Genomic DNA, 1,248 nt, shown 5'->3' on the forward strand with positions numbered 1-1,248 from the left:
TATATCAAGGGGGAATATTATTTTAATTATGGTTTAATGTAATATAATAAGTTATAATAACTTTTTATGCTAATTATGAAATTGATATAAGTCTTCAAACTTACACTAATTGAGCGGATACTGGTAAGTAAACTGTGCTCTGTCCATTATTAACCTCTATTATAATTTCTACTGAGACAGGCTGGGAGGAGAATCTGAAATTAGTATTGATTTCATACGTATTAATACCTTGAGATAGGCTGATGCTTTTTTGAAGTTCATAAACAGTTCCATTATATACCACTTGTATAATTTTAGCATCCTGAAAGGTGTTTCTTAGAGTTACTTGTATAGTGCCATTAGTATAAGCATACGCTGTGCCCACTTGCCTAACTTCTCCGCTAGGGTAAAAGCTAAGAAAGTTAAAAGCTATTGATACTACCCCGATTACCATTACGACAGATACTACCAACAGTATAATCATAACCAGAGATTCACTTATTCCTTTTTCCATATAGAAGATTATCCCGGGATGTATATATAAATTAATATGTAAATAGAATATGCTTAGTATCTTCAAATTTAGCTATTAATACTTAATATTTAGGAAAAAACTTATATAGAAATTTAAACGATGGTGTTCATTATATGCTTTTGATAAGCGGAATTGATTGATAGAGGTATTACGAATGGTCCAAGAATAGCCTAACAGACTTTGTAAATATTTGTAATTATACAAATTGTGATACCAAGAGAACTAATAAAGAATTTTAGCCTCTGTACTTATAGAGGATTAAAGCTCCTTATAGGATATAGATAACGCTGTATAGTACTATTTTCTCTATATTAAACTGCGACTTCTTAACCATCTCTTCTGTCTTTCAGATCTGACTTCCTCCCCTTAGAGCGTATCATTGGTTTTTACCATCCTTTCGTGTTTACATCTCTCATGTGTCGAGAGGTGCAGAGAACCCCTCCCATCTACGTACTGAAATGTTTTTGACTGAAAAAACTTTTACCCCTTCCCTAAGGGTGAGGCTTTCATCACTTTGTAACCACGGATTAATGAGAGAGCATACTAAGCGAGAAGTTGGCAAATATGCATCAAGATTTTCGACAAAATATCTGCAAATTCTAGCGTAGACTTGATACTTAGAGGACGTCCTTAGTCTCTTCTCTCATATATCCTCCTTATCGTAAACGATCTACTTATTGTTTATTATGAGTAATGTTTATATAGAACTTTTTCTTTACTATTTTTTGATGAGT

Annotated in this window: 1 protein-coding gene; it reads right to left on the reverse strand. The window is 32.6% G+C overall.

Annotated features, from left to right (window positions below):
• Positions 1–100: 100 nt before the first annotated feature.
• Positions 101–493 (reverse strand): hypothetical protein, encoded by a 393-nt coding sequence (locus tag DMP16_RS09955; protein ID WP_069283761.1) that lies wholly within the window; start codon positions 491–493, stop codon positions 101–103.
• Between the last annotated feature and the right edge of the window lie 755 nt (positions 494–1,248).

Origin of the sequence: Sulfolobus sp. B1 (assembly GCF_007050195.1) — an archaeon.
GTDB lineage: Archaea > Thermoproteota > Thermoprotei_A > Sulfolobales > Sulfolobaceae > Saccharolobus.